The sequence below is a fragment of the Sphingosinicella sp. SM1-17 genome (genome assembly GCF_056821765.1).
Genome location: NZ_JBPDIO010000001.1, coordinates 2,165,003 through 2,187,254, shown reverse-complemented (window position 1 = coordinate 2,187,254; position 22,252 = coordinate 2,165,003). Strand labels below are relative to the sequence as shown.

The 22,252-nt window shown below is 64.9% G+C and carries 21 protein-coding genes; 12 read left to right on the top strand and 9 right to left on the bottom strand.

Annotation, left to right across the window (positions count from 1 at the left end):
• Nucleotides 1-74: 74 nt before the first annotated feature.
• Nucleotides 75-2,810: a TonB-dependent receptor domain-containing protein gene (locus ACRYLT_RS10975; protein WP_482664133.1), complete on the top strand. Its 2,736-nt coding sequence runs from the start codon at nt 75-77 to the stop codon at nt 2,808-2,810.
• Between the two features lie 256 nt (nt 2,811-3,066).
• On the opposite strand, the gene ahpD is transcribed toward ACRYLT_RS10975, so the two are convergent.
• Both ahpD and ACRYLT_RS10965 read right to left on the bottom strand, forming a co-directional pair.
• Nucleotides 3,067-3,585 (bottom strand): alkylhydroperoxidase, AhpD family, encoded by a 519-nt coding sequence (ahpD, locus tag ACRYLT_RS10970; RefSeq protein ID WP_482664132.1) that lies wholly within the window; start codon nt 3,583-3,585, stop codon nt 3,067-3,069.
• A 162-nt stretch (nt 3,586-3,747) separates the two neighbouring features.
• The gene (locus tag ACRYLT_RS10965; RefSeq protein ID WP_482664131.1) at nt 3,748-4,290 is read right to left on the bottom strand and encodes a peroxiredoxin; all 543 of its coding nucleotides are present in this window, start codon (nt 4,288-4,290) and stop codon (nt 3,748-3,750) included.
• Nucleotides 4,291-4,409: 119 nt separating this feature from the next.
• Between ACRYLT_RS10965 and ACRYLT_RS10960 the strand changes: the two genes are divergently transcribed.
• Entirely contained in the window at nt 4,410-5,357 is a 948-nt protein-coding gene (locus ACRYLT_RS10960) for a LysR substrate-binding domain-containing protein (protein ID WP_482664130.1), read from the top strand.
• 30 nt (nt 5,358-5,387) lie between these two features.
• Here the strand turns inward: ACRYLT_RS10960 and katG are convergent, their stop codons facing one another.
• Both katG and pgsA read right to left on the bottom strand, forming a co-directional pair.
• A complete protein-coding gene (katG, locus tag ACRYLT_RS10955) occupies nt 5,388-7,625 on the bottom strand; it encodes a catalase/peroxidase HPI (RefSeq protein WP_482664129.1) in 2,238 nt (745 codons plus the stop codon).
• Nucleotides 7,626-7,733: 108 nt separating this feature from the next.
• Nucleotides 7,734-8,300 (bottom strand): CDP-diacylglycerol--glycerol-3-phosphate 3-phosphatidyltransferase, encoded by a 567-nt coding sequence (gene pgsA / locus ACRYLT_RS10950; RefSeq protein WP_482664128.1) that lies wholly within the window; start codon nt 8,298-8,300, stop codon nt 7,734-7,736.
• A gap of 154 nt (nt 8,301-8,454) precedes the next feature.
• On the opposite strand from pgsA, the gene ACRYLT_RS10945 reads away from it, so the two are divergent.
• Together ACRYLT_RS10945 and ACRYLT_RS10940 are read left to right on the top strand one after the other, a co-directional pair.
• Nucleotides 8,455-10,008 (top strand): leucyl aminopeptidase, encoded by a 1,554-nt coding sequence (locus ACRYLT_RS10945; RefSeq protein ID WP_482664127.1) that lies wholly within the window; start codon nt 8,455-8,457, stop codon nt 10,006-10,008.
• A gap of 22 nt (nt 10,009-10,030) precedes the next feature.
• The gene (locus ACRYLT_RS10940) at nt 10,031-11,368 is read left to right on the top strand and encodes an MFS transporter (protein WP_482664126.1); all 1,338 of its coding nucleotides are present in this window, start codon (nt 10,031-10,033) and stop codon (nt 11,366-11,368) included.
• 8 nt (nt 11,369-11,376) lie between these two features.
• On the opposite strand, the gene ACRYLT_RS10935 is transcribed toward ACRYLT_RS10940, so the two are convergent.
• On the bottom strand, nt 11,377-11,583 hold the full coding sequence (locus ACRYLT_RS10935) for a hypothetical protein (RefSeq protein WP_482664125.1): 207 nt from the start codon (nt 11,581-11,583) through the stop codon (nt 11,377-11,379).
• 86 nt (nt 11,584-11,669) lie between these two features.
• Nucleotides 11,670-13,088 carry an alpha/beta hydrolase gene (locus ACRYLT_RS10930; protein WP_482664124.1) on the bottom strand — a complete coding sequence of 473 codons (1,419 nt, stop codon included), beginning with the start codon at nt 13,086-13,088 and terminating at the stop codon, nt 11,670-11,672.
• A gap of 135 nt (nt 13,089-13,223) precedes the next feature.
• On the opposite strand from ACRYLT_RS10930, the gene ACRYLT_RS10925 reads away from it, so the two are divergent.
• The 4 genes from ACRYLT_RS10925 to ACRYLT_RS10910 are packed head-to-tail and all read left to right on the top strand — an operon-like array spanning nt 13,224 to nt 17,106.
• The gene (locus ACRYLT_RS10925; RefSeq protein ID WP_482664123.1) at nt 13,224-14,678 is read left to right on the top strand and encodes a LytTR family DNA-binding domain-containing protein; all 1,455 of its coding nucleotides are present in this window, start codon (nt 13,224-13,226) and stop codon (nt 14,676-14,678) included.
• 57 nt (nt 14,679-14,735) lie between these two features.
• A complete protein-coding gene (locus ACRYLT_RS10920) occupies nt 14,736-15,374 on the top strand; it encodes a TetR/AcrR family transcriptional regulator (protein ID WP_482664122.1) in 639 nt (212 codons plus the stop codon).
• Entirely contained in the window at nt 15,371-16,681 is a 1,311-nt protein-coding gene (locus ACRYLT_RS10915) for a nucleotide disphospho-sugar-binding domain-containing protein (protein ID WP_482664121.1), read from the top strand. Before ACRYLT_RS10920 ends, ACRYLT_RS10915 begins: the two co-directional genes overlap by 4 nt.
• Complete coding sequence (locus ACRYLT_RS10910) at nt 16,678-17,106, top strand: GFA family protein (RefSeq protein ID WP_482664120.1); 429 nt, start codon at nt 16,678-16,680, stop codon at nt 17,104-17,106. Before ACRYLT_RS10915 ends, ACRYLT_RS10910 begins: the two co-directional genes overlap by 4 nt.
• Nucleotides 17,107-17,115: 9 nt before the next feature.
• Here the strand turns inward: ACRYLT_RS10910 and ACRYLT_RS10905 are convergent, their stop codons facing one another.
• The gene (locus ACRYLT_RS10905; protein ID WP_482664119.1) at nt 17,116-17,661 is read right to left on the bottom strand and encodes an HD domain-containing protein; all 546 of its coding nucleotides are present in this window, start codon (nt 17,659-17,661) and stop codon (nt 17,116-17,118) included.
• 65 nt (nt 17,662-17,726) lie between these two features.
• Between ACRYLT_RS10905 and ACRYLT_RS10900 the strand changes: the two genes are divergently transcribed.
• Complete coding sequence (locus tag ACRYLT_RS10900) at nt 17,727-18,464, top strand: glutathione S-transferase family protein (protein WP_482664118.1); 738 nt, start codon at nt 17,727-17,729, stop codon at nt 18,462-18,464.
• 21 nt (nt 18,465-18,485) lie between these two features.
• On the opposite strand, the gene ACRYLT_RS10895 is transcribed toward ACRYLT_RS10900, so the two are convergent.
• Nucleotides 18,486-19,001, bottom strand: coding sequence for a manganese efflux pump MntP (locus ACRYLT_RS10895; RefSeq protein ID WP_482664117.1), 516 nt, complete (start codon nt 18,999-19,001; stop codon nt 18,486-18,488).
• 472 nt (nt 19,002-19,473) lie between these two features.
• On the opposite strand from ACRYLT_RS10895, the gene ACRYLT_RS10890 reads away from it, so the two are divergent.
• Together ACRYLT_RS10890 and ACRYLT_RS10885 are read left to right on the top strand one after the other, a co-directional pair.
• Nucleotides 19,474-19,749 (top strand): hypothetical protein, encoded by a 276-nt coding sequence (locus tag ACRYLT_RS10890; protein ID WP_482664116.1) that lies wholly within the window; start codon nt 19,474-19,476, stop codon nt 19,747-19,749.
• A 27-nt stretch (nt 19,750-19,776) separates the two neighbouring features.
• Nucleotides 19,777-20,004 (top strand): hypothetical protein, encoded by a 228-nt coding sequence (locus tag ACRYLT_RS10885; protein WP_482664115.1) that lies wholly within the window; start codon nt 19,777-19,779, stop codon nt 20,002-20,004.
• A gap of 43 nt (nt 20,005-20,047) precedes the next feature.
• Here ACRYLT_RS10885 and ACRYLT_RS10880 read toward each other — a convergent pair whose 3' ends face one another.
• Complete coding sequence (locus ACRYLT_RS10880) at nt 20,048-21,544, bottom strand: helicase HerA domain-containing protein (protein WP_482664114.1); 1,497 nt, start codon at nt 21,542-21,544, stop codon at nt 20,048-20,050.
• 215 nt (nt 21,545-21,759) lie between these two features.
• On the opposite strand from ACRYLT_RS10880, the gene ACRYLT_RS10875 reads away from it, so the two are divergent.
• Complete coding sequence (locus ACRYLT_RS10875; protein WP_482664113.1) at nt 21,760-22,113, top strand: YbaN family protein; 354 nt, start codon at nt 21,760-21,762, stop codon at nt 22,111-22,113.
• Nucleotides 22,114-22,252: the final 139 nt, after the last annotated feature.

Genomic DNA, 22,252 nt, shown 5'->3' with positions numbered 1-22,252 from the left:
TCGCCGCCACTGTGTGAGAATGGGGCGGCGGCCATGGTCGCCGCCCCTCTTGCTACCATAAGGGGGGAAACCTCATGAATAGATCGATCCTGTTGGGAGGCCTGCTCCTCTCGACTGCCCTGGTCGCGCCGGCCGCGCTCGCCCAGACGCCGACCGCTGCGCCGCAGGACAATCCCCCGCCGGCCGAAGAAGAATTCGCGCAAGCGGACCAAGCCGGCGGCGATCCGTCAGACATCGAAATTTCGGTACCCGGAGCCAATCTCCAGCAGGGGCCGGATATCGTCGTCACCGGATCGCGGACGCGCAACGTTGTGCGCTCCACGCCGCAGGTCCTGTCGGTCCTGTCGAGCGAGGATATCGCCCGAACCGGCGAAGGCGACATCGCCAGCGCGCTCGAGCGCGTCACCGGCCTTTCGGTGGTCGGCAACGGCTTCGTCTTCGTTCGCGGCCTCGGCGACCGCTACAGCCTTGCTCTGCTGAACGGCTCGCCTCTGCCGAGTCCCGAACCGCTGCGCCGGGTCGTCCCGCTCGACATCTTTCCGACCAGTGTCATCGCCAGCGCGCTCGTCCAGAAGAGCTATTCGGTGAATTATCCCGGCGAGTTCGGCGGCGGAGTCATCAACCTCACCACTCCCGCGGTGCCGCGCGACACCTTTCTCGAGATTGGCGGAAGCGTTACCGCTGATACCGAGACGACGGCCCAGATTGGCTATAGCTATTTCGGGAGCGATCTCGATCCGCTCGGCTTCGACGACGGAACTCGAGATTTTCCCGCCGCCCTGCGCCAGGTGATGCGGGAAGGGACGTTCAACAGTACGACACCGCAGCAGCGTCGCGACTTCGCGACGAGCCTCGTCAATGCCGAAACGACGCTTCTCCAGCGGATGAAGGACACACCCGCCAATTTCTCGGGCGAGATCAGTGGCGGAACTTCGTTCGACATCGGCAGCGCCCGTCTCGGCGTCCTGGCCTCGGCCGGCTACAGCAATACCTGGCGCACCCGCGATGCGCTTCAGCAGACGTCGACCGATCCGTCGCTGGCGGGAACTCCGCAGACCTCGTTCAACGCGGTCACCACCGACAACCGGATCATCGTCAACGGTCTGTTCGGGCTCGGGCTCGACATTGCCGAGCACCGGATCCGCTGGACCAACCTCTATATCCGCGACACTCTGAAGCAGGCGCGCCTCGCCGCCGGTTTCAACCGCAACGTCAACGACCAGGATCCGGACCTGCCGCCCTCGCTGCTCGAACAGAATACCTACTGGTTCGAGCGTCAGCTGATCAACACCCAGCTGGTGGGCGAGTTCGAGTTCGGCGACCTCAGCCTGGACGTGCGCGGCAGCTATGCCAACACCCAGCGCGAGTCCCCCTATGAGCGAAGCATCAACTATCGCTATGCGGGCGACAACGATCCGAGCACCCAGGGGCCGGGCGACGTCGACGATTATGTCAACGACCTGACTTCCTCTGGACAGGGCGCGACGATCTCCTTCAGCGACCTGAACGAGGACGTGTACGGTGCAAGCCTGGATTTCGCCTACCGGCTTCCGACGGCGATCCCGGCGACGGTTTCCGCCGGCTACGGCTACACCGATACGCAGCGCCGATCGGACCGCTTCCAGTTCCAATATTTCCGGCCCGACGGCGCTCTGCCGATCGAGGTGGCGCAACAGCGGCCGGATTTCCTGCTTTCCGACTTCAACATCAACTTCTACGATATCCAGCTGCGCGATATTTCCGGCGTCGAGGGCGCCGCTTCCTATGAAGCGGATCTCAGGGTGCATGCCGGCTATGTCCAGGCGGAGGTGGAGCCGATCGACGGGCTCCGGGCCCAGTTCGGAGTCCGCTTCGAGGATGGCGACCAGACGGTATTGCCGATCGGGACCTCGCTGACTCCGACCAACCTCGAAAACCAGTATTGGCTCCCGGCCGCGACCCTGACCTGGTCCTTCCTTCCGGACATGCAGCTCCGGCTGCACGGATCGAAGACGATCGCTCGCCCGCAGTTCCGCGAGCTTGCGCCGCAGGTCTATCAGGACTTCGAATCCGATCGCGAGTTCACCGGCAATCCGTTCCTGGTCGACAGCGAGCTGATCAATGCCGAGGCACGCTGGGAATGGTATTTCGCGCCGAACCAGCGGTTCAGCCTGGCCGGTTTCTACAAGGATATCGAGAATCCGATCGAAACCGCGGCCTTCTTCGCCAGCGGCCAGAACCAGCTTCGGGCGGGCTTTGCCAATGCGCCTGGGGCGGAACTTTACGGCCTGGAGGCGGAACTCCAATATTACCTGCCGCTTGAGGGTCTTGGTGGGAATTTCTTCGCCACGCGCCGCCTCTTGGTGATCGCCAACTACACCTACACCCAGTCGGAGATCAGATCCGACGACTCGATCATCATCGGTCCGGATCTGCAGCCGATCGCGGCCAACCTGCTGTTCCAGGACGGCGCTCCGCTCACCGGCCAGTCCGACCATCTCGTCAACCTGCAGCTCGGGATCGAGGATACGGACAGCCTTTCCCAGGCCACGCTTCTGCTCACCTATGCGAGCGAGCGTGTAACCAACCGCGGCCCCATCCAGGGCGAGCTTCGTCAGCCCGACTTCATCGAGCGGCCGGGCTTGAGGCTCGACTTCGTGCTTCGGCAGGAAGCCCGACTTCTTGGCAAGGCGGTCGAGTTCAGCTTCGAGGCGCGCAACCTCACCGGCCAGGACTATGAGGAGTATCAGAGCGTCGACGGCAACCGGATCGACATCAACAGCTACGATCTCGGTCGAACCTTCAGCCTCGGCGCCAAGATCCGGTTCTGAGGGAGAGGAAATCAGGAGAGGAGCGAAGAGCGCGATCCATCCCCTAGCGGATCGCGTTCAAAGCTCCTCTCCTGGCAATTGTTCGCCGCGACTGAAACGGTTTGGAGCTGCCACCTTCGAACCCCTCGATCCTGAACGACGACCGACCGATCACCCGTCTTGATCGGCGGAACAGAAGCTTCGCTCCATTCCTTGGCGCCCTTCAGCCAGGTTCGATCGGGCCGGCCGCACCTAGGTGCAGGCCGGCCCGGCACGTTCAGAGGGTGGCGTGGACGGTTGCGACCGCCTTCATCACCGCGCCGATGCGGGCGGCGGACTGGATCACTTCGGATTTGACGCCATGCTGGGTCAGGACGCGTTCGTGGCTGTCGATGCACATGCCGCAACCGTTCATCGCGCTCACCGCAAGGCTGAACAGCTCGAAATCGGCCTTGTCGATTCCGGGCGTGCCGATCACGTTCATTCGAAGCTTGGCGGGAAGCGTACCATAGACCGGGTTGGATGCCAGGTGGACGAACCGGTAATAGACATTGTTCATCGCCATGACCGCCGCAGCCGCCCGGGCGGCATTGGCATAGGCCTCGTCGAGCTTGTCCGCGACTTCCGCTTCCGCAGCCGCGACGAGCGGACGGTAGCCGGAGCCATGAGCGCAGGCGAGGATCAGCCCATATTTGCGCTCGTTGCCCAAAGTCTGGTCGTTGAGCAGCGAACCGACGTTGAGCCGAAGGTCCTTGGCGTAATCCGGCAGGGTGTCGGCGAATTCCTTGAGAGACATTCTTGATCTCCTTCTCCAATGAAAAGGGGCGCGGCAAACTTCACGCGCCGCGCCCCTTCCGAGGTCCCAGCCTGGTTCGGGACTGCTTAAGGGCCAGGGGGAAAGCAGGTGCGGACGGAGGGGCCTTCCGCCGTCGTGCCGAAGCACGACCCTGCTTCGCCCTTAAGCGGCAGGCTTCAGGACCTCTTCACCCTTGGTCCAGTTGCACGGGCAAAGCTCGTCGGTCTGAAGAGCATCGAGGACTCGAAGAGTCTCCTGCGGGTTGCGGCCGACGTTGAGGCCGTTGACCGTGACGTGCTGGATCACATTGTCCGGATCGATGATGAACGTGGCGCGGAACGCGACATGCTCGTTCTTGTCGACGATTCCGAGCGCATCGGCGAGCAGACGGCCATTGTCGGCGATCCACGGGAAATCGGCATTCGCCAACTGCTCGTCCGAGCGGCGCCAGGCGAAGTGGACATGAGCAGTATCGGTCGAAGCGCCGATCAGAACCGCGTCACGATCCTCGAAATCCTGCTTCAGCTCGCCATAGCCGACGATTTCGGTGGGGCAGACAAAGGTGAAGTCTTTCGGCCAGTAGAAGAGCACCTTCCACTTTCCGTTCGTCTCGGCGAGATCGATCGTCTCGCCCGCCGGAAGGGCGTCGGTTCCCTGCTGAACCGGAAGCGTGAGTTCGGGAAGCTTGTCACCAACGGTGAGCATCGGATTCTCCTCTATGTTGCGTTGCGGTGAATTTCGTGCGGCGTTGCAGCATCTATGGTGCTGGCGTTGATCGTTCAAGTCCATTATAGCAAATGGATTGATTGGAAATATCGATCACCATGACCGTCCATCTTCCGACCATCAAGCAGCTTCAATATCTGGTTGCGCTCCGCAAGCACGGCCATTTCGGCAAGGCGGCGGATGCCTGCTTCGTCACTCAATCGACGCTGTCCGCGGGCCTCAGGGACCTCGAAACCTCGCTCGCCGTGATCCTGGTCGAGCGCACCCGCCGAGTGGTGCGATTCACCGCGCTTGGCGAAAAGATCGCCGAAAAGGCGGTTCGGGTGCTACGCGAGGCTGAGGAACTGGCGGAGATGGCCCGGGCGGAAGGGCAGCCGCTTCATGGCGAACTTCGGATGGGCGTGATCCCGACCATCGCTCCCTTTCTCCTTCCGGCCATGCTTCCCCGGCTCCGAAGCGAGTGGCCGAGCCTCAAGCTCTATCTTCGGGAGGAAACGAGCCAGGCCGCCTGCGAGGCGCTCCACCGCGGCCGGCTGGACTGCGTCCTGCTGGCTCTGCCCTATGCCTGCGGCGAAGTGGATTCGGCGCCCTTGTTCGACGACCGCCTGTTCGTCGCCTTTCCGGCCGGCGAGGCTCCGCGCGGGAAGATGGTCGATGTCGATTCGATCGACGAGAACCGGATGCTTTTGCTTGAGGACGGCCATTGTCTGAAGGACCATGCGCTCTCGGCATGCAACCGCCCGGAGCTTCGCGCCCAGGCGGCGATGATGGGAACGTCCCTGCACACGCTCGTGCAGATGGTGGACAATGGGTTGGGGATTACCTTCATCCCGTCCATGGCGATCGAGGCGGGTATCCTCGACGGGACGGGCGTCGATGCCAAGCCGCTTCGTTCGAACCACGGTTTTCGCCGGATCGCCCTGATCTGGCGCCGATCGAGCCCGCGCGAACGCGAGTTCCAGCTGCTTGCAGCCGCGCTCCGGCGAATCCTGAGCGATCTCATTCCCGACCTGGAAGCGATCGGGCCGGAGCCGCAACCGGCTTAGGCCGGCCACAGCTCCGTTCCAGTCGACCGGCTATTTCGCCACGGCCGGTTCGGCGACTCCGATCGGCTCTTCCTGTTTGGTATTCTGGGGAAGGTCGAACCGGTCGGCATTCATGACCTTGGTCCAGGCCTTGATGAAGTCGCGGACGAACTTCTCCTCATTGCCCCCCTCGGCATAGACCTCGGCCGTGGCTCGAAGCTGGCTGTTCGAACCGAAGATCAGATCGGTCCGGGTCGCGAGCCACTTTTCCTGACCGCCGCCTCGGTCATAGCCGATAAACTCCTCGTCGGCACTTTCATCCACCACCTGCCAGAAAGTGTCGTTGTCGAGCAGGTTGACGAAGAAGTCGTTGGTGAGCTGCCCCTTGCGATGGGTGAAGACGCCGTGCGGCCGATCATCGTGATTGGCGCCGAGGACTCGAAGCCCGCCGAGGAGCACCGTCATCTCCGGAACCGAGAGCCCGAGCAGCGACGCCTTGTCGAGCAGAAGCTCCTCCGTCTTCACCGAATGCTTGCTCTTGAGATAGTTGCGGAAGCCGTCGGCCGCCGGCTCCATCACCGCGAAACTGTCGACATCGGTCCATTCCTGGGTGGCGTCGCCGCGCCCGCCAGTGAAGGGAACCGCGACGTCGAAGCCGGCGTCCCTTGCAGCCTTTTCGACCGCGGCGGTACCCGCCAGGACGATTGCATCCGCCATCGACAATGGTCCGCGAAGCTCTTCGATCCGGGCCAGAATACGGCCCAGCTCCTCGGGTTCGTTGACCGCCCAGTCCTTTTGCGGTGCAAGCCGGATCCGGGCGCCATTGGCGCCGCCGCGATGATCGGACCGGCGATAGGTCGAAGCCGATGCCCAGGCAGCCTTGACGAGCTGACCGACGGTGAAACCGGACTCGAGGATCTTCGACTTGAACTCGGCGACGTCCGAATCCGAAGGCATCGTGCCAGGCGGAACCGGATCCTGCCAGATGAGATCCTCCTCCGGAACTTCGGGTCCGAGATAGCGAATCTTGGGCCCCATGTCGCGATGGGTGAGCTTGAACCAGGCCCGGGCGAAGGCGTCCTTGAACGCTTCATGATCGTTGCGGAACCGCTCCGAGATCGCCCGGAATTCGGGATCCATCTTCAGCGCCATGTCCGCCGTGGTCATCATCGTCGGAACCCGCTTCGACGGGTCGTGCGCGGCCGGCGCCATATCCTCCGGCTTCTGGTTGATCGGCTGCCACTGCTGGGCTCCGGCCGGGCTCCTGACCAGTTCATATTCATAGTCGAGAAGCAGCCGGAAATAGTTTTCGGACCACTCGGTCGGCGTGTTCACCCACGACCCCTCGATCCCGCTGGTGATCGTGTGTTCGCCAAATCCGCTTTCATGAGCGCTCGCCCAGCCCAGGCCCTGGAGCGCGATGTCGGCGGCTTCGGGAGCGACATCGACGAGGCTTGGATCGCCGGCTCCATGCGCCTTGCCGAACGTATGCCCGCCGGCGGTCAGCGCCACCGTTTCCTCATGGTTCATCGCCATGCGCTCGAACGTCACCTTGATGTCGCGCGCCGACTGAAGCGGGTCGGGGACTCCCCCCGGACCTTCCGGATTGACGTAGATGAGGCCCATCTGGATTGCCGCCAGCGGATGTTCGAGTTCCTTTTCCCGGTCGGGCTGGATGCGCGTTTCCGCGCCCTCGTTGACCCACTTCTCCTCGGCGCCCCAGTAGATGTCGCGCTCGGGTTCGAAAACGTCCTGGCGGCCGCCGCCGAAACCGAAGATCGGGCCGCCCATCGATTCGATGGCGACGTTTCCGGCAAGGATGAAGAGGTCGGCCCAGCTGATATTCTTGCCGTATTTGCGCTTGATCGGCCACAGCAGTCGACGCGCCTTGTCGAGATTGCCATTGTCCGGCCACGAGTTGAGCGGAGCGAAACGCTGCTGACCGCTATTGGCGCCGCCGCGTCCGTCGGCGGTGCGATAGGTTCCGGCGGCGTGCCAGGCCATTCGGATGAAGAGCGGGCCGTAATGCCCATAATCGGCCGGCCACCAGGGCTGGCTGTCGGTCATCAAGGCCCTGAGATCATCCTTCAGCGCCTGATAGTCGAGCTGGTTGAAGGCTTCGGCATAGTCGAAATCCTCGCCCATCGGATCGGGCGAGGTTCCGCCCTGGTTGAGCACTTCCAGCGGGAGAGCCTCCGGCCACCAGTCGCGGTTCGTGCGTCCGAGCAGCGATCGGACCGTTGTCGGTCGGTCTACCGGACAACCCATTTGGCCAGTCTTAGCGTCCATCTCCATGCCTCCATCAGTTTGCCCTCAGGAAGCTAGGACGGGAATTGTGCTTACTGAAACAAGTTGATTCCGTCAGTGAGAGCGGAAAATCCGATCACACGCTCCGGCTCAGTCCATGTGCTTCACGCCGACGCGAAGATAATCCCAGCCGGTGACGAGGGTGAGCACGGCGGCAGCCCAGAGCGTCGTCAGACCGACCAGTTCCACCCACTCCCATTGAGGAGTCGCCCCGGCGAGGATCAGTGCCCCCAGCGAAACCAGCTGGAACGTCGTCTTCCATTTGGCGAGCTTGCTCACCGGCACCGAAATCTGAAGTCCGGCGAGGAACTCGCGAAGCCCGGAGACGATGATTTCGCGAAGCAGGATGACCAAAGCGGGAATGAGATGCCAGTCGGCGATGATCGGCGGACCGTTGAGCGATGGTCGCGCCACCAGCATGACGATCACCGCCGCAACCATGATCTTGTCGGCAATGGGGTCGAGGAAGACCCCCAGGCGGGAGACCGTCCCCTGCGCTCGGGCGAGATAACCATCGAAATAGTCGGTGATTCCGACAAGGCAGTAGAGGACGAAGGTGATCGCATAATCGACCCGACCCGGACTCCACAGCAGAACGACGAGAAGCGGCACCGCAAGGATGCGCGAAAGCGTGAGAAGGTTCGGCAGGGTCAGCATCCCAGAGGCGCCATTAACCCGGATCTCGAACGATTGGGAGAGCCGCGCGCGACCCCCTGCGCGTCTCCGAGTCGCGAAGCCTTCAACTGTCGACGATAGGCTTGTGCCCCATGCCGGCCTCCGCCAATGAAGCGGCGGGCTCGTAGGAGATGATATGCACCGCCTTGCCGCTTTCGCCTTTCTCGCCTTGACCGCGTCCGGGATCGCTCAGGCAGCCCGCCCCGTCCAGTTTTCGCAGCAGGCGCCGACCGGCGGCGCGCTCGTCCTCCCGCTCGGGAGCGCCGAAGAGCTGAGCAGGCGCGGCGCCATGCTCGACCCGGAGTCGCGCGACGCCGTTGCGCGCGCGCTTGCCGCCGCCGAGTTCCGCTACCGCGCCCGCGACACGTTGCAACTGCGCGGGATCGGGCCCTGGTCGCAGATCCTGGTGATCGGCACCAGTGGAGAAGGCAGCGAAACGGTCGCGCTGCAGGACATTGGCGGCTTGGCGGCACGCCAGACGGCGAGCGAAAGCGGCCCCGTCGCCCTGCTCGCCACCGGGCTCGGCCGTGGTCCCGACGGGGCGGCCCAGATCGGCATCGGTGCCCGTCTCGGCGGCTACAGTTTCGATCGCTATCGGTCCGAGAATCCCGATCAGCCGCGCCGTCCCGGTCAGGATGCTCCGCTCACCATTGTCACCAACGATGCCGAGGCCGCCCGTGCGCAGTGGCAAAGACAGGGCCAGGCGCTCGCCGACGCCGTCCACTTCACCCGTGACCTGATAACCGAGCCGTCCAACGTCATTTATCCCGAAACTTTCGTCGAGCGCACGCGCGAAGCCTTTCGCGGGATCGCCAATGTCCGGATCGAGACGCTCGATGTGCCGGCGATGGAGCAAGCGGGCATGGGCGCGATCCTCGCGGTCGGCCGAGGATCGGTTCGCCCGCCGCGGATGCTGATCGTCGAATATCGCGGCCGCGGCGCCGAAGGCGCGCCTGTGGTCCTGGCCGGAAAAGGCATCACTTTCGATTCCGGCGGGATCTCGCTGAAGCCCGGCAGGGGCATGTGGGCGATGAAAGGCGACATGGCCGGCGCTGCGGCGGTGGTCGGGACGGTTCTGAGCCTGGCCCGTTCGCAGGCACCGGTGAACGTCGTCGCGATCGCGGCGCTGGCGGAAAACATGCCGAGCGGCTCGGCCACCCGGCCGGGTGACGTGGTTCGGGCGTTCAACGGCCGAACCATCGAAATCCTCAACACCGACGCCGAAGGACGACTTGTGCTCGCCGACGCGGTGGCCCTGGCGGAACGGCGCTTCCGGCCAGCAGCGATCGTCGACGTCGCCACCCTGACCGGCGCGGTCACCACCGCGCTCAGCGACGAATATGCCGGGTTGTTCAGCCGCAGCGACTCCCTGGCCGACCAGTTGCTCGCGGCCGGCCGGATCACGGGCGAGGAGCTGTGGCGCCTTCCGCTCCATCCCAATTACGCCCGCGACATGCGCTCGGACATTGCCGACATCAAGAATGTGGTCGAAGGCGGAAGCCCCGGCGCGGGGCTCGGCGCCCATTTCATCGGCTATTTCGTCGAGAATACGCCCTGGGCCCATCTCGACATTGCCGGCGTCGATTCCGGAAGCGACCGCAATCCAACCGTCCCCGAAGGAATGGCCGGCTTCGGCGTTCGACTGCTCGACCGCTTCGTTCGCGATTTCCGTCCGGTCCAGTCGAACTGAAGATCAAGGTAGGCCAGCGCCGATGACCGACTCCATGCACTTGCTCGGTACACGGCGCTTCCTGCCGCTGTTCGCGACCCAGCTTCTCGGCGCGTTCAACGACAATCTGTTCAAGAATGCGATGGTGCTGTTCGTCGTTTACCAGGTCTATAACGACGAGCGTTCCGAGACATGGTTCAGCGCCGTTGCAACCGGCGTGTTCATCCTGCCCTTCTTCCTTCTTTCGGCGCTCTCGGGGCAGCTCGCGGACGCTCGCGACAAGGCGAAGATCATCCGCATCGTCAAGCTCTGCGAGATCCTGATCATGCTGGTCGGAGCGGCGGGGCTTGCCATGGCTTGGCTGGGCATGACGGTTCACACGATCGCCATTCCCCTGATGCTGCTCGCCTTGTTCGCGATGGGCATCCATTCCACCTTCTTCGGCCCAATCAAATATGCCATCCTGCCCCAGCATCTCAGGAACGACGAAGTGCTTGGGGGCACCGGGCTGGTGGAAGCCGGTACCTATATCGCCATTCTCGGCGGAACCCTGCTGGCAGGAGTCATACCGGTCGAGGCTTCGGCCGTCGGCGTGATCCTGGTCGCTTTGATCGGCTATGCGTCCGGCCGCCAGGTGCCGCCCGCACCGGCGCTGGAAGAAGGACACAGGATCGATCTCAACGTCTTCCGATCGTCGTTTCGGCTGATCAATGCCACGTTGCACATCCCGCGCCTGTTCCTCGCGATCCTGTCGATCAGCTTCTTCTGGACGATCGGTGCCGTGCTGTTCATCCAGTTCCCGCCGCTGGTGAAGAACGTGCTGACGGCCGACCGCGCGGTCGCGAGCCTGTTCCTGGCCATCTTCTCGATCGGGGTCGCGATCGGATCGGTCGTCATCAACCGGCTCCTGAAAGGCGAAGTTTCGGCCCGCTACAGCATGCCGTCCGTAATCGTGATGGGCCTGTTCGTCGTTGCCTTTCACCTCGTTTCCGCAAGCTGGCAGGGCACGACGGACGGGAGCTTGTACGACATTGCCGATTTCATGGACCATCCGGGCAACTGGCCGCTGCTCGGATCGCTGCTCGGGATCGCCATTTCGGGCGGGATGTTCGTCGTCCCGCTCTATGCCTTCCTGACCACGACCGTCCCCAAGTCGCAGGCGGCACGGACCGTGGCGGCGAACAATATCGTCAATTCCGGGGCGATGGTGGGCGGCTCGCTGATCGCCATCGGACTGTCGTTCGCCGGAGTCGCGGTCGAGGATCAGCTCCTGCTCGCCGCCGCCATGTGCCTGGTTTCCGCCTGGCTTGCCTGGAAGCTTCACAAGGCGTGCGACGACAATCGCTGCGCCGACGCCGAAGTGCTCCCGCCGACCGTCTGAACGCCCGCCTAGCCGAGCAGGGTCCCGAAGAAGATCAGCCCCCCCACCCAGCCGGTGGCGAACAGCCTGAGATCCTCCGTCCAGGCCGCCGGCTTGGCCCCAGCCAAAGCGGAAGCGCGAAACGGCGCGGAGGCCGAACCGGCCCGCAGCGAGTTCAAAGGAACAGGACCGAGACGGCGCGCGATCAGGGGTGACAGGCGATTCATGCCCGTCATTAAGATTCTATTTACCACAAGGTTTCAAGCGCCCTGCCCGCCGCCGTCCCGCCCGTCCCGGCAAGGGACAGGCGGCTGGCGAAAACCTACCTTCTGGTCGGCGTGGGCAGACCGAGCTCCGCCACGGTCACGGGCCTTCCCGAGAAGAAGGTGACCAGCAGGCCGGGCACTTCGGGGTGCGCCTCGAAAAGATCGTGCCCGCCGTTGCGAATCAGTATCCGGTGGAGGTTGGTCAAGCCGCCGGTGGCCGCCGACTGCTCCTCGAGCGGCGTGCGCACGTCAAGGTCCCCGGCGAGCAGGAGGACCGGATGGTCGGACCGGATCTCCTCGCGAAATACATCCCCGAGATCGAGTCCCGGCACCAGGCGATTGAGCTGGGGCATCGGGAAGTTGGTCGAGGTGGCGACCAGCGAATTGGCGGCCTGCCGTTCTACCAGCTCGAGCCGCGCATCAGTAACCCCGGACGCGATATCCATCAGATCGGGCATTCCGATCCTGTGGGGTCGGGCGTACAGCAAGTCGTACAACAAGGGTGCAAGAACCTCCGTCCGCCCGGCATCGAGCGCCGCATAGATCTGCACGAGGTCGGGAATGCCCTCGGGATTCTTGGGCAGGAAGCCCGCAAGCCGCCGCAACATGAAGGAGTCCGACCGGAAGCTGAAAGGGGTTCCGTCCGGGGTGGCGCCGGAGAAGGTCTGCGGTTCCGAGTCGAAGCGCGCGTGGACCCGGCGCATCGTGTTGATAAGGCCGCCGCCTATGGCTTGGTCGATTCGGGCAAGGGCGGCGTCGACACGGGCCGGAAGCTTGACAGTCTGGTCCATGCCCTCGGCCGACGCGAGCGCGACCCGGCCAATGGATTGCGGGTGCCGTCGCATCGCCGCAAAAGCAAGGTGGGTTCCGTAGGAGATGCCCCACAGGTCGATCCTGCGAACGCGGAGAGCCCGCCGCAGGTCCTCCAGATCGTCGGCGCTCTGCTCCGTCGTATAGCCGTTCACCGAAACTCCGGCCGCTCGCCATTGCCAGAGACAATGTTCCAGCGCAGCTCGGTGATAGGCGGTCAGGCTCTGCTCGGTAAGCACCTCGGTCTGGTCCAGCGGCCGTTCGGCCTCGCAGGGTGGGAGGGAGTTGGAAAGACCCGTGCCGCGCTGGTCGACCGCGATCACATCGGCGACTTCGCGCAGGGCAAGGAAGATCGGTTGGCGAGCACCTCTGGCCGTGCCGACGCCGGAGCCGCCCGGTCCTCCGGCGAGATAGACGATCGGAGCTCCCGGATTGGCATTGGTCGAGCGGAATCGGACAAAGCCGATCTCGATGTGGCGGGAATTGGGATCGTTGCGATCTTCCGGTACCGAGAAGGTGCCGCGTTCGGCCGGCAGATCACTGCCGTCCGCCAGCCTGAAAAGATATGGCTCGAGCCGCAGTTCGGGAACGGCGGCCGCCAGCGCTACCGGAGCGGACAAGGCCAGAAAACTCAACACAGCGCGCCTCAGAAAGGTACGTAACATGCTTTCATCTCCAACATTTGGGTGAAAGCACGGCTCGCTTGCCGTCCGTGCGAAATCCACGCTGCCTCGGTCAATGACGTCCCGCCTCGGTGAACGACAGGGACAGGCTTGTCGCCTCTTCATATAGAAGTCAGCGTGAAGCCGATTATCGCCTTGCTCAGCCTGATGTTGCTCGTTGCGGCAGCACCGCCGTTCAGTACCGGTCGGCCGCAGGTCTGCCCCCGCGCATCGGCCCCTTGCCTCAATGCGGACTTGTCGGAGCTGCCGCTGTCGCAGACGGAAACACTGCTCACCCGCACCGTCACCGTCCGTCCCGAGGCAATGCCCCTCGAGAGGCCGCTGATGGTCTGGATGATCGCGATGGCCAGTTCGGAGGTGCGTTGGAACGGCGTCCTCATCGGCCGCAACGGCGTTCCGGCGAGTGAGCGCGCCGGCGAGGTTCCAGGTCGATTCGTCGCTACCTTCATCGTTCCGCACCGCCTCGTCCGCCCCGGCACGAACGTCGTTTCGGCGCGGCTCTCCGCTCATCACCTCTGGCTACCCGTCCGCCGCCCGGTCCACATATTCGACGTCGCCTTTTACGAAAGCGACGCGCTCACCCGCGCAACGGACTATCTGCCTGCCTTGCTGATGCTGGGGGCACTGCTTGCCGCCTTGCTGTATTTCGGCGCCGCAGCGGCGAGCGACCGGCGAGACTGCGGCGCGCTGCTGCTCGCGCTGATCGCCGGGACGGCATTATCCCAGCTGCTGGTCGAGGTGAGCCGCGCCTTCATCGCCTATGCCTATCCCTGGCACCTCGCCCGGGTCTCGACGATCGCCCTGCTGGCAGCACTGACCTCGGTGCTGATCGCTGCCTATGCCGCTCGTCGGTTTGCGCCCGAATGGCAACGTCCGGTCCTTCTTGCCACCAGCGCAGCCGCACTCGCCTCCCTGCTGTTCGTCCCCTGGTTCGACCTGAAGGCGCTCGGATCGTTCCTTGTCGCCGCCATCGCGCTTGCCACCTGCGCTGTTCAGGCGCTCCGCCGGAAGAGGCGAAGCGACGCGTGGGTCGCCCTCGCCGCCGCTGTTGCGACTGCCACCCTCGTTTCGACGATGCTCGCCGCCTTTCTCGATCAGGGCTATTTCATCCTTCTCGCCGCCCTGCTGGTCGCCCTCGTGGTCGAGCAGGTGTACAGCCTTCGCCGAGCTCGGGCCGAACGAGACTTCGAGGCGAAGCGCGCCGCCGCTCTCGCACATCGGCTGGCGCGCGCCGAGCGGGAGGGCGAGCCAATCGTGAATCTCAAGGATGGCACTCACAGCCATCGGGTCCCCGAAGGCGACATCCTCTCCATTCGCGCCGCTGACGATTATTGCGACGTCGCCCTGGCCGATGGCCGTACCCTGCTGGTGACGATGAGCCTGTCCCGACTCCTCGAGACGCTGCCCCCGCGATTCGAACGCGTCCACAAGAGCCACGCCGTCAACCGCGCCCATGTGGCAACGATCCTCCCCAGAGCCGGCGGGGGTCGGCTCCTGAAGCTGAGCGACGGCTCGAAAATTCCGGTCGGGCGCAGCTACGGCAAGGTGCTGACACAATTGAAACAACTTTGACTTAACTGACACTAACATCAAATTGAGTGCGCGAGATTTCGCGTTATGGCGATTCGCATGAATGTCGCCACTCCCAAACGCCCATATCGGCAGTCGGCACGCGCCAAGGCAGCCGAAGCCACCGCTCACCGCATCCTCGACGCATTCGCCGCGCATCTGCGCGAACATTGGTTCGACGAAATCCGGCTCGAGGACGTTGCCCGCGACTCCGGAGTCACCGTCCAGACGGTCATCCGACGCTTCGGTGGAAAGGAAGGCCTGCTCGACGCCATGCACGAGCGGCTTGGAGCCCAGATCCGGCAGCGGCGCGAAGTCGAACCCGGCGATGCCTCGGGCATCCTCGCGGCGCTCGTCGAGGACTATGAGCAGGTCGGCGACCTCGTCCTCCGAAGCCTGGCCCAGGAGGAACGCTATGCCGCGCTTCGGGCTATGACGGACATTGGCCGAGCGATGCATCGCGAATGGATCGGCCGGGCCTTCAAGCCGTGGCTTGACGCGATGCCGGACGAGTTCCGGCGTCGCGCCGAAGACGCGCTGGTCGTCGCCGGCGACGTCTATGTCTGGAAACTTGTCCGGCGCGACATGAAGCGCCCGGTCGCGGAGTATCGCGCCCTGGTGGAGACGATGTGCGCCGCCGCGCTCGGGGTCGATCCGAAGCGCCTGTTCCCCCCACCCCTTTCTGGAGATCGCGAATGACTGCTCCTTCACGTCCGATGAACTTCCTTGTCGCTACCTGGGAAGGCGGTGGCTCCGTCGGCCCCGCTTTGACCGTTGCCCGCAAGCTCGCCGAGCGCGGCCACCGGGTTCGGGTGATGAGCGACCGCTGCAACCGCCCGGAAAGCGAGGCTGCGGGCGCCCGCTTCGTGCCCTGGACTCGAGCGCCGAGCCGGCCCGACCGGAGCAGGGACAGCGACGTCTTCCGCGACTGGGAAGTGGACACGCCCCAGGAGCAGATCCAGCGCGTCCTCGACCGGATCATGGCCGGGCCGGCGCTCGCTTATGCCGAGGACGTCATCCACGAGCTGAGGCGCGAGCCGGCCGATCTGGTCGTCTCGAGCGAGATGCTGTTCGGAGTGATGGTCGGCTGCGAGGCGATCGGACAGAAGTTCGCCCTGCTCACCTGCAACGTCAGCCTCTTCCCGCTCCCCGGCGTACCGCCGCTGGGGCCCGGACTTGCGCCGCCGGCCGATGCCGAGGAAGAAACGCTTCATGCGCAGATTGCCGAAGCGAACCGGCAGATGATGGCCGGAGGCCTGCCGGCGGTGAATGCGGCGCGGGCCGTGTTCGGCTTGCCGCCGCTCGCCGATCTGGCCGACCAGCATCTCGCCGCCGAGCGCCTGCTGCTGGGGACGGCACGGTCGTTCGATTTCGCCCCGGCCGAATTGCCGCCGCACATAATCTATGTCGGGCCGCAGCTTGACGACCCTGCCTGGGCCGAGCCGTGGATCTCGCCATGGCCGGCGGATGACGATCGGCCGCTGGTGCTGGTCGCCTTCAGCACCAGCTTCCAGGATCATGCCGGCGTCCTTCAGCGGATCATCGAGGCGGTTTCGGACCTGCCGGTGCGACTTCTCGTCACGCTCGGCGAGACCATCGCTCCCGACGAGCTTTCGCCGGCGGCAAATACCCGCCTCGTGCGAAGCGCGCCGCACAATCAGGTGATGCCGGAGGCGGCGCTGGTGATCACCCATGGGGGGCACGGCACGGTCACTCGCGCCCTTTCCCATCGCAAGCCGCTGCTGGTCGTGCCGCACGGCCGCGACCAGAATGACAATGCCGTCCGGGTCACCGAACGTCAGGCGGGCCTGAGGCTCGAGGCCGGCGCGTCGGCGGCAACGTTCAGGGCCGCGATCAATGCGCTGCTTTCCGACCCCGGATACGCGGCGGGTGCGGAAGCGCTCGGCCGCCGGATCACCGAGGAGATCGCCGGCTCCCCGGTCGTGGCGGAGCTGGAAAGGCTCGCCGGATGCGGCTGCACCCTGACGGACCGTGAGGCAGCATGACCGGCAGCTACCGAGGCACCTGCTTCTGCGGCGCGGTCGAGGTCCAGGCCTCGGGCGCGCCGCTGGAGATGGGCTATTGCCATTGCAGCGACTGCCGTTCCTGGTCAGCCGCGCCGGTCATGGCCTTCACCTTGTGGAAATCGGAACAGGTGAAGGTCAGCCATGGCGGTGACCTGCTGGAAAGCGTCAACAAGACGGGCATGAGCGTTCGCCGCTTCTGCACGCTGTGCGGGGGCCACGTCCTGATCGAACATCCGGGGCTTGGCTTCGCCGACATTCCTGCCGCGATTCTTCCGGCCTTGCCGTTCCGGCCGGAAGTTCACTTGAACTATTCCGAGACGGTGCTCCCGATGAAGGACGGTCTGCCCAAGCTTCGCGACTTTCCCGCCCATGCCGGTGGGTCGGGGGAACTCATTGCCGAATAGAAAATCGGCTCAGACCATGGCCCTCGGGCGGCTGAACACGCGAGTCACCTCCGGCTCGAAGCTTTCCAGCGGGTCCACGGGGAACTGAGGATCGAAGGCCGGCGCATCCCATTCGTCGACCAGCCTCTCGGCGAAGGCGTACCAACTTTCGCCCTTGAAGCGCTCCCGCCCTTCCGGGTCCTTGCCGAGATGCTCGAAATAATAGCGGCCCTGAAATTCCTGGTGCCAGTAGACGGCGTGATAGATGTCCTCGTCCACATAGGGCTTGAGCATCTCCGCCGCGATCGGCCCGTGATTGGGGATCGAGAAGAGCTTGCCAAGATCATGGCAAAGCGCCGCCACCACTTCTTCGTCCGAAGCGCCTGAGCGCCGCGCCAAAGTGCCGGCCATCAGGGAATGGGTGAGCTGGTTGGCGGCGAAGCCGACCTCGATCGCTTCGAGCCGCCTGAGACTGTCCATGATCTGCTTCGGCGCCGTGCTCGCCTGGTGCCTGCGATGTTCGGCGGCGATCTGGGCCCACTCCTCGGCGGTGCCATTGCGCATGTCCGTGAACATGGCTTGCTTATAACCGAAATCGGCGCTTCTTCACAGTCGGGGGCCGAAGACGGGTGGAGGCAAGAATGAAGATCATCGGCAGCTATGCCAGTCCTTATGTTCGAAAGGTGCTCGCCTGCATGCACCTCAAGGGCCTGACCTACGAGATCGACCCGATCACGCCCTTTTATGGCGGCGACGAGTTCGAGCGGCTCAGTCCGCTTCGCCGCATTCCGGTCCTGATCCACGGCGATCTCGTGCTGTGCGATTCCTCGGTGATCTGCGCCTATCTGGACGAAGCCTTTCCGGGCCATCCTTTGCTTCCCGCGGACGCCGCCGATCGAGCCCGGGCACGCTGGTTCGAGGAATATGCCGACACCAGGCTCGGCGACGTCTTCATCTGGGGCCTGTTCTACCAGAAGCGCGTTCGGCCAGCCGTCTGGGGGGAGCCGACCGATGAGGCGCGCGTCGAAAAGACGCTCCGCCAGGACATTCCGGCCGTGCTCGACTATCTCGAGACCCAGCTTCCGACCGACGGCTGGCTGTTCGGCGCGTTCGGGCTGGCCGACATCGCCATTTCGACCTTCTTCCGCAACGGTTTCCATGTCGGCTTCAGCATCGATTCCCTTCGCTGGCCACGCGCCGCGGCGTTCATCGATCGGGCGCTGGATCATCCCGCCTTCGCCGCGACGCTCCCGTTCGAGCAAGCCCAGCTCAGCACCAATCCCGCCGGACGCCGAGCGGCGCTGCTCGCGGCCGGAGCCCCACTGGTCGCGCAAAGCGTCGGCACGCGCGAGCCTCGCCGCGGCGTGATGCCGCTCTAGCGCCCGCAACGCTGTGGCCGGTCAGCCAGCGAGATGCTCGACGAGGATCTTGAGGCCGAGCGCGATCAGGACGATGCCGCCTAGTATTTCCGCCCAGCGGCCGGCGCCGTTGGCAGCGCGGGACCCTGCGTGATAGCCGATCGTGCACAACAGGGCGGTGGTCGTGCCGATAACGAAGCAGGCGATCGGGACCGCGATCCCGAGCAGCGGCAGAGTCAGTCCGGCAGCGGCGGCGTCGATGCTCGTTGCGAAAGCCGCCGTGATCAGGCCGAGCCAGCGACCATGATCGCCCACCGCGGCCTTGCCGGAACTTGAAGTGGCCTCGACCAGCATCCGGCCGCCGAGCACCGAGAGGAGGACGAAGGCGGTCCAGTGGTCGAAATGCTGAAAGGCTTCGCCGAAGGCCAGGCCGAAGCCCCAGCCGAGCAGCGGCATCAGCCCTTGGGCGAGCCCGAACGCCAGACCGAGTTCGAGAGCTCGGGCAAGCCGGCGCTCGCCGCCCGCGCCGCGGACGAGCGACACCGCGAACGCGTCCATCGCCAGGCCGAGGGAAGACGAGCAGCTCGAACATGGCGCGTCGCTAGCAACCGGTGCGGCGGGCGTGAACAGCCTCAGGCGCCGGAGGTCACCTTCCCCAGTCTAGCCCAAACCGCGCCAGATACTTGCGCAGGCGTCAGCGTCGTTGGCGCTTCTGCGCCTGCGTCGTGAGGCGAATGCAGGATGCATTCCACGGACGCATTACTCCTGCACCGTGTCATCCTCTCGGATAAAGACGGATTGCGCAATCCTACACGATCAGGCACAATGAAGATTAAATCGCTCGCGAGCCTTGTACTTATTTATTTGTGAATCAACTGCGCTCCCAACTTAGTCCTGGACTCGCGTAACAATAGTTTACACTCTCGCTCTTGTGACGGCTTCCCAACCTGATAGGAGCTTTGGGCTCACATGCGCCGCGGGCTTGGAGCTGTCATGCCCGAACGGCGTTTCGGGGTCGCCCGGAGGTGGGATGGAGTCGGACGCTCGCTATTACTGGCGCCGCGCCTGCGAGGAGATCAGGGGTGCGGCCTATTCGGTGACCGCTGCGGCTCGCTTGAGGCGCCTGGAACTTGCGGCGATCCATCTGCAGCGGCTCGCCGACGTCGGCGGCCCGAAGCACTCGCTGGGCGAGGTCGTGAGCATGCTTGGAGTGGATCTCCAGGCGCGCCTGACGGAAGGCCCGGCCCGTACGGTGACGAGCACAATGGCTGACCCGCCCGGGGCCCGGGTCGAGCGGGGCTGCTGAAGGAATTGAAGAGGTTTCGGACGTCGGATGAACAAGGATCGTGCAGACCTGCTGAACGATCGCGCCTTCGCGTTCCGCCTTGCGGCGATGAACGCCGGGGACGAGGCCACACGGCTGCGTCTCCACAAGATCGCCGCCGCCTATGAAAGCCGCGCCTGCGAGGAGGATCGCCCGCAGACGCCGAGTCCTCGCCCCCGACTCGTGACCGCCCGCCAGGCGCCCAGCCGCTATCGGCAGTTCGAACGGCTGAGCTGAGGGCCCTTCCCTTACCTGCCCCCCAGGGAGGACCGCCCGAGCGCTAGCGGGTGCCGCCGGCTCTCGCGGCCTCCCGGCCGGCAATCCGGGCAAGCCGGCCGGGCCGTTCGGGATCGGCGAGCGCGGGTGAGGTCTGCCAGCCGAGATGCGGCAGGCTGATCGTCCGCCGACCGGCCAGATCGGTTCGGCAGACGAGCAGGCCCTTTTCCTCCATCGTCGACAATATCAGCCGGGCCCTTCGATAGGAGCTGGTTCCATACAGCGCCGCCAGATCCGCGTCGCTCGGGCAGGGCTGGCCGTGCCGGGCGCAGCGCGCAATCGCCAGGAAGGGCGCATGCATCTCTTCCGGCAGGACGTCGAGCAAGGCGATCGCGCCGGTCCAATCCTCCTCCGGGTCGAGCGCGGCCCTGGCCATGGCGAGCCGAAGCCGGAACTCGGCGAGATCGCCGCTCGCAACGGCCCCGCGCATCCGGCAGCGGACCATATAGTCCTGATAAAGGCTGGTGATCGGTTGCCCGGCAGGCGCTTCCGCCGCGACATCGCGAAGCACTTCGGCAGCGACCCGCTCCGCTTCCTCGGGATCCAGCGACGGCGGCTCGATCCGCCGCTCGATCCGTGGCTCGGCCTGGACCGGGGGTGCCGCCGGAAGCGTCGCTGGCGGAGCCGCGGGAGATGGCGAGGATTCGCTCTCATCTTCGGCGAACAGCGCCGACTTCACTTCCTCGCCCTGCGGCGGAAGCGGCACCAGTTTCGGACTCCCGGTCCGCCCCTCGGTCCGGACCGGCCCGATCCGGACGCTCACCGCGCGCTTGGTGATGGCCGGTCCGAGCGCCAGAAACTCGCCGCGCGCCAAGTCGCGGATCACTTCGGCCTGGCGCCGCTCCATGCCCAGGAGGTCGGCGGCCCTCAACATGTCGATGTCGAGGAAAGTCCGACCCATCAGGAAATTGGACGCTTCGGCGGCGACGTTCTTGGCGAGCTTGGCGAGGCGCTGGGTCGCCACGATCCCGGCGAGCCCGCGCTTGCGCCCGCGGCACATCAGGTTGGTCATCGCGCCCAGCGAGGAGCGGCGCGCCTCCTCCGAAACCTCGCCGGCTACGGCGGGAGCGAAGAGCTGCGCCTCGTCCACCACGACCAAGGCAGGATACCAATGCTCGCGCGGCGCCTCGAACAACGCGGCGAGAAACGCCCCGGCGCAGCGCATCTGCCCTTCGATCTCGAGCCCCTCGAGATTCAGGATGACGGAGGCCCGGTGCGCTCGGATCCGGGCCGCGATCCGGGCGATTTCGTCCAGGCTATGTTCGGCGGCGTCGAGGGCGATATGGCCGAAATGGTCGGCCAGGGTGACGAAGTCGCCTTCGGGATCGATCACGATCTGCTGGACGAGCCCGGCGCTTTCCTCGAGCAGCCGGCGAAGCAGATGGGACTTGCCGGATCCGGAATTGCCCTGGACGAGCAAGCGGGTGGCGAGAAGTTCCTCCAGATCCATGGCCGCGACCGTCCCGTCAGCGCCGATTCCGAGGTCGATCTTGGTGGTCATGAGCGCTCGTGTGGCCGAACTTCCAAGTCCCGGGCAAGGGTTTAGGCGCCCTTCCGGACGCAGTCGACGCAAAGTCGTGGATAAGCCTGATGCCGCCCTGGAGCTAAATGCGGAGGGAGGTCGATCGCTTGGGCGGTTTCACCGCCTCGCCCGACGAGAAGAACCGAGCGGCATCGCTACAACTGCCCCGCAAGTCCGCGCTAAGGAAGCGGCTGATGGCACGGCTACTCTATCTTCTCGCGGGTTTCCTCTCGCTCGCTCTCGGCGCGGTGGGCGCGTTCGTTCCGCTGCTGCCGACCGTGCCCTTCATCCTCCTTGCCGCCTTCTGCTTCGCCCGTTCCTCGCCGCGGCTGGAACGCTGGCTCGTCACTCATGAACAGTTCGGGCCGCACATCACGGCCTGGCGAACGCGGGGCGCGATCAGCCGCCGTGGCAAGCACGCCGCCCTGATCGCCTTCGGCGCGAGCGCGGCGGCTGGCCTCGCCTTGCTGTCCCTACCTTGGTCGCTGGTCCCGCTCGCCGCGGCGCTGGTCGGCGGCAGCTGGATAATGAGCCGGCCAGAAAGCTGACCCGAAGGGAGCCTCCCGCACCGTACCGAGAACGAGGTTGCGTTCAGTCGAGCGCGAAAGCGGTCGAGGAAGACTCGGGTCTTCAGGCGCAATCGCTGCCGTCCGGCGTGAACGAGATGGATCGGCATGGGATCAGGCT